Origin of the sequence: Pseudoalteromonas sp., from assembly GCF_041613455.1 — a bacterium.
Taxonomy (GTDB): domain Bacteria; phylum Pseudomonadota; class Gammaproteobacteria; order Enterobacterales; family Alteromonadaceae; genus Pseudoalteromonas.
In genome coordinates this window covers 1-4,592 of sequence record NZ_JBFJHD010000233.1, presented here as the reverse complement: position 1 = coordinate 4,592, position 4,592 = coordinate 1, and the positions used below count along the sequence as shown (strand labels likewise).

The 4,592-nt window shown below is 43.6% G+C and carries 5 protein-coding genes; all 5 read right to left on the bottom strand.

Features of this window, described 5'->3' with window-relative positions:
* Positions 1 to 192, bottom strand: a 192-nt coding sequence (locus tag ABYB02_RS14955) for a four-carbon acid sugar kinase family protein (RefSeq protein WP_372763206.1), incomplete at its 3' end; no start/stop codon positions are given.
* A 657-nt stretch (positions 193 to 849) separates the two neighbouring features.
* On the bottom strand, positions 850 to 1,818 hold the full coding sequence (locus ABYB02_RS14950) for a class 1 fructose-bisphosphatase (RefSeq protein WP_372763205.1): 969 nt from the start codon (positions 1,816 to 1,818) through the stop codon (positions 850 to 852).
* Positions 1,815 to 2,903 carry a class II fructose-bisphosphate aldolase gene (gene fbaA, locus ABYB02_RS14945; protein ID WP_372763204.1) on the bottom strand — a complete coding sequence of 363 codons (1,089 nt, stop codon included), beginning with the start codon at positions 2,901 to 2,903 and terminating at the stop codon, positions 1,815 to 1,817. The genes ABYB02_RS14950 and fbaA overlap by 4 nt, the downstream gene beginning before the upstream one ends.
* A gap of 342 nt (positions 2,904 to 3,245) precedes the next feature.
* Positions 3,246 to 3,878, bottom strand: a complete 633-nt coding sequence (locus ABYB02_RS14940; protein ID WP_372763203.1) for an aldolase — start codon at positions 3,876 to 3,878, stop codon at positions 3,246 to 3,248.
* On the bottom strand, positions 3,875 to 4,592 hold a 718-nt coding region (locus ABYB02_RS14935; protein WP_372763202.1), incomplete at its 5' end, for a four-carbon acid sugar kinase family protein. The genes ABYB02_RS14940 and ABYB02_RS14935, both read right to left, overlap by 4 nt.

Below are 4,592 nucleotides of genomic sequence, written 5' to 3'. Positions count from 1 at the left end.
TACGCTTTGTGCTATTGCTTGCTCTACAGGGCAAGAACGTGTTTTAAGGCTTATCACAACCGCATCCGCGTCAACCACGGTATTATTTTGCGGCACATCGTTAAGTTGCACCGTGCGCATACCTTGCTCCACTAAAAAGCCAGCAATGTCGGTTGCGCCGGTAAAGTCGTCTGCAATAACACCCAGTAACATTATTCATTCTCCACATTCGGTAAGTTAATACCGTTAAAAATCTTGAGCACGGCATTGCTGTGTTGCTTGCCAACCGTTGTGACAAAAAGGCCACGTAATGCAATCAGCGGTCATTTGCAGGCGGAACTCTCACGTGCTATTGAAAACTTGCATCATTAGCACGGTAACTATGCATTTATTCACATTAATAGCGATGATGCACACTTGTTGTTAAATCTAGTTAACTATTGTGACTATATGTTAAGGCTTTTTGATCGTCAAGCACTTTAATTCACAAATAAGACCAATTGATGAGGTGTTTGCGCTGTAAATTGTGCAATATAAGCGGGAGTTTTTGTTTTTATAGAAAAAATTTATAATTTAAAACAATAATAAACATAATTTCACACTTTTGGGTGTGGGGCTAACGATGGCGCTATAGAAACGTTTTTGCACCGTGTACGTGTTGTAATACGGCTTAATACGTCGTTTTATACTTAAAAGTAGCTAATAGAGCAGCAAGGCAATAAGCCGCTGTATGCTGTATAAGCACAGGGAATAGCTAAAATTCCGCTGTGCTTTATTGCCCGCTATATAAACAGCGCTTTGAACTGTGTTGCGAAGCCCAAAGCTAATATCAGCTAGTGGTAATCCAGCGCGGGCGCAAATGCACTCACATTACTTTAAATACGCGAGGCATGTATCAACCTCGTTCGCCGAGCCCATAATAACGGCGACGCGTTGGTGAATATGCGTAGGCTGTATAGACAAAATACGTTCATGCTCTGTATATGCTTTGCCATGGGCGTTTTCCACTAACATCGCCAATGGGTTTGCTTCGTATAATAAACGTAGTTTGGCGGGTTGCGCAGGCTTGCTTTCATCATTGGGGTAGCAAAAAATCCCCCCACGCGATAAAACTCGATGCATATCACCGACCATAGCGCCATTCCAGCGCATGTTAAACTTTTTACCCCGTACGCCATTTTCACCTAAGAGCAGGTCATTAACATAATGACTGAAACCCGATGACCATTGATGAAAGTTAGCCATATTCAGCGAAAACTCTGCTGTTTCTGCTGCTATGGTCAGGGTTTCTGTTGTGAGTAAAAAACAGCCTTGGGTTTTATCTAAGGTGTATAAGCGAGATGGGCCACCGGTAGTCAGCGCCAACATAGTCGATGGGCCATACAAAACATACCCGGCACACACTTGCTCTGAGCCGGGTTGTGCAAACTGCAATTCACTCTCAGCAGGCACCTCATTATTAGCACGGTAAATAGTAAAAATAGTGCCTATTTGGCCATTAATGTCGATGTTAGACGAGCCATCGAGTGGATCAAAGGCAACAATATACGGTGCATCGTCAGTGGCGGCAACGACATAGTCTTCCTCTTCAGAGGCGATGGTTCTTACTTTGCCACTTTCTAACAGCATATCTTTGAGTAGTTGATTACTAATAACGTCTAACTTTTTTTGTGTTTCACCCTGAATGTTTTCATCAAGTGTCGAGCCCAATACATTTGACAATGCCCCTTGACCGACGCGAAATGAAATTTCTTTACAGGCTGTGAGTATGGTTTTAATTAGTAAAATTAATTCAATCTCAACATTGTCTTGCTCTAAACGAGGAATTAAGCGTTTCATGCATTTTCCTCGTATCGATTAAGGCAATTAAGCTCTTTAAATGAAATGGCTAAACGTTGTGCCATTGACTGTTCCATTTTACGTAACCATACGCGCGGATCGTAGTGCTTTTTATTGGGGCGATCATCGCCATCGGGGTTACCAATTTGGCTTTGTAGGTAGGCCGAATTTGCTTCATAGTAATTTTTAACGCCTTCCCAGCTAGCCCATTGCGTATCGGTATCAATATTCATTTTAATCACCCCATAGCCTATAGCTTCAGTGATTTCTGAGGCTGCAGAGCCGGAGCCCCCATGAAACACAAAGTCTAAACTGTTAGGTGCTAACGCAAATTTGTCGCTGACAAATGCTTGGGAATTTTTTAATATTTTGGGGGTTAATTTCACATTACCGGGTTTATATACCCCATGGACATTGCCAAATGATGCGGCAATGGTGAAATTATCACTCACTTGGCTTAACTGTTGGTAGGCATAAGCGACATCTTCAGGTTGGGTGTAAAGTAACGACGAATCGAGATGTGAATTATCCACCCCATCTTCTTCACCGCCCGTGCACCCTAGCTCTATTTCTATGCCCATAGCAATTTTTGCCATCCGCGCTAGGTACTGCTGACAAGTGTCGATATTTTCAGTGAGTGTTTCTTCAGATAAATCTAACATATGCGAGCTAAATAACGGCTTGCCATGCAGTTTGAAATAGTCTTCACCGGCTGCTAATAAACCATCTATCCACGGCAGTAATTTTTTAGCCGCATGATCGGTATGCAGTACCACCGGAATACCATAATGCTTTGCTACTGCATGCACATAGTGAGCAGCGGCAATAGCGCCCACAATAGCGGGTTGATGGTCGTTTAGTGGCACACCTTTGCCAACAAAAAATGCGGCCCCACCATGCGATAATTGAATAATAATGGGTGATTTACACAGCGAAGCGGCTTCAAGCGCTGCATTTATCGAGTTAGTGCTAACCACATTGACCGCGGGAAAGGCATAGTTATTTTCACGAGCAACACGATATAACGTTTTTAAATGCTCGCCACTAACGACACCCGCAGGGACTAAATTAGTTAAATTGTTCATTGTTTATCCGTATTTTGTAGGTTGTTAATGGTGGTTGCTATACATAAGTTAAAGTTTCAATATTGATAGAAGCGAGTAATACGGTTCAAAAACCTATGCATAGATTAATTACCGAAATAACCATTTATAGTTAAAGTTAGTATAGTGCTAAATAAAGAGGTAAAAAAATACGTAATTAATTATTGCCGATGCAGTGCCTTAATTACCTTTGCGTTAAGCTGCAGCGTGTCGCTTGTGCTAATAACCAGTGCCTCTGTAAACCTTGTTTGGAGTGCTTGCTCAAATTATTTCAGTGAGTGACGCGGTTAAAAAGTTTACAGAGATTTGCTAGCAATGAGGTGATTACTTGCCTCTGCCTTTAAGATCATCTACTTCAGCATGAGTTAGATAACGAACCGGGTGGTTATTTAGGATAAACATTAACTTAGCTGTTTCTTCTAACTCCTCTGCATTGTCTACCGCATCTTCTATATCGCTGCCGGTGATCACTGGACCATGATTAGCTAATAAAAACGCGCGATGATGGGGGGCCAGCTTACCAAGCTCTTGTGCAATACGGGGCTCGCCAGGGCGTAAATAAGGAATAACCGGTAACTCACCCACACGCATCACGTAATACGGGGTAAACGGGCGAATGGCGTTATTTGGGTCTAGCGTTTCTAAACAAGACAGTGCAGTGAGGTAAGTCGAGTGTAAATGCACGATGGCATTACAGTCAGGCTTGTTACGATAAATCTCTAAGTGAAACGCCACCTCTTTAGAAGCGCGTTTACCCGAAATGAGTGTGCCATTGATATCTACAACAGACAGCTCTTCTGCGACTAAGCGGCCAAATGATGCGCCGGTTGGGGTCGCTAAAAAATTACCGTCGGGTAATTTAAGCGATAGGTTACCTGCGCCGCCAGTGGCGTAGCCGCGCTGAAACATAGAAAGCGCTAAGCTCACCATTTTCTCTCTAAGATCTTGTTCTGTCATAAATAAAACTCCTGTGCATGTTCGAAAAACAACTCATCGCCAAAATTACCTGATTTAAGCGCTAGTGATAACGAGCCATCAATAGACTTAACCCAAGGTACCCCCGAGGCGATTTGCGGGCCTATATGAAATCCTTTTACGGCAAGGCTTTGCGTTACTGTGCCGGACGTTTCACCGCCGGCAACAATAAAATTCTGTACGCCAAATTCTTTTAATAAGTAAGCCAGCTTGCTAAAAAATAGCTCTACCGCTGCACTTGATGCCTGTGCACCATATTTTGCTTGAATGGCTTTGAGTTTATCTGCGGCTTGTGTGGCATAGACCATAGGCGCAAACTTGCTATCTAGGTGAGCGACTACCCAGTCAAATGCTTGTTGTACATACTGCTGATCATTCATGCAGGCCGCTACATCTACTGCAAAATGAGGCGCAAGGGGTTTATAGCGTAATACTTGTTGATTGGTCATTAACGAACACGAACCCGATAATATGACGCTCGGCGCTTTGCTTGGCAAGCCCGCGGCTTGCGTGTCGCTTTGAGCGCGTAACTGCGGTTGCCAGTTTTTTGCGATGCCCGCGGCTAATCCCGAGCCGCCAGTGACTAACTTTAGCGACTTCGCTGCTTCGCCTAAGGTGGCTAAGTGTGTGTCATTAAACGCATCAACCACTGCATAGCGTTTTCCGGCATTGTGTAGCTCAGTAAACTTAACCTTA

Excerpts from the sequence above, each read along its gene's own strand:
- ABYB02_RS14950 (WP_372763205.1), bottom strand. The coding sequence starts at position 1,818 with ATGAAACGCTTAATTCCTCGTTTAGAGCAAGACAATGTTGAGATTGAA.
- fbaA (WP_372763204.1), bottom strand. The coding sequence starts at position 2,903 with ATGAACAATTTAACTAATTTAGTCCCTGCGGGTGTCGTTAGTGGCGAG.
- ABYB02_RS14940 (WP_372763203.1), bottom strand. The coding sequence starts at position 3,878 with ATGACAGAACAAGATCTTAGAGAGAAAATGGTGAGCTTAGCGCTTTCT.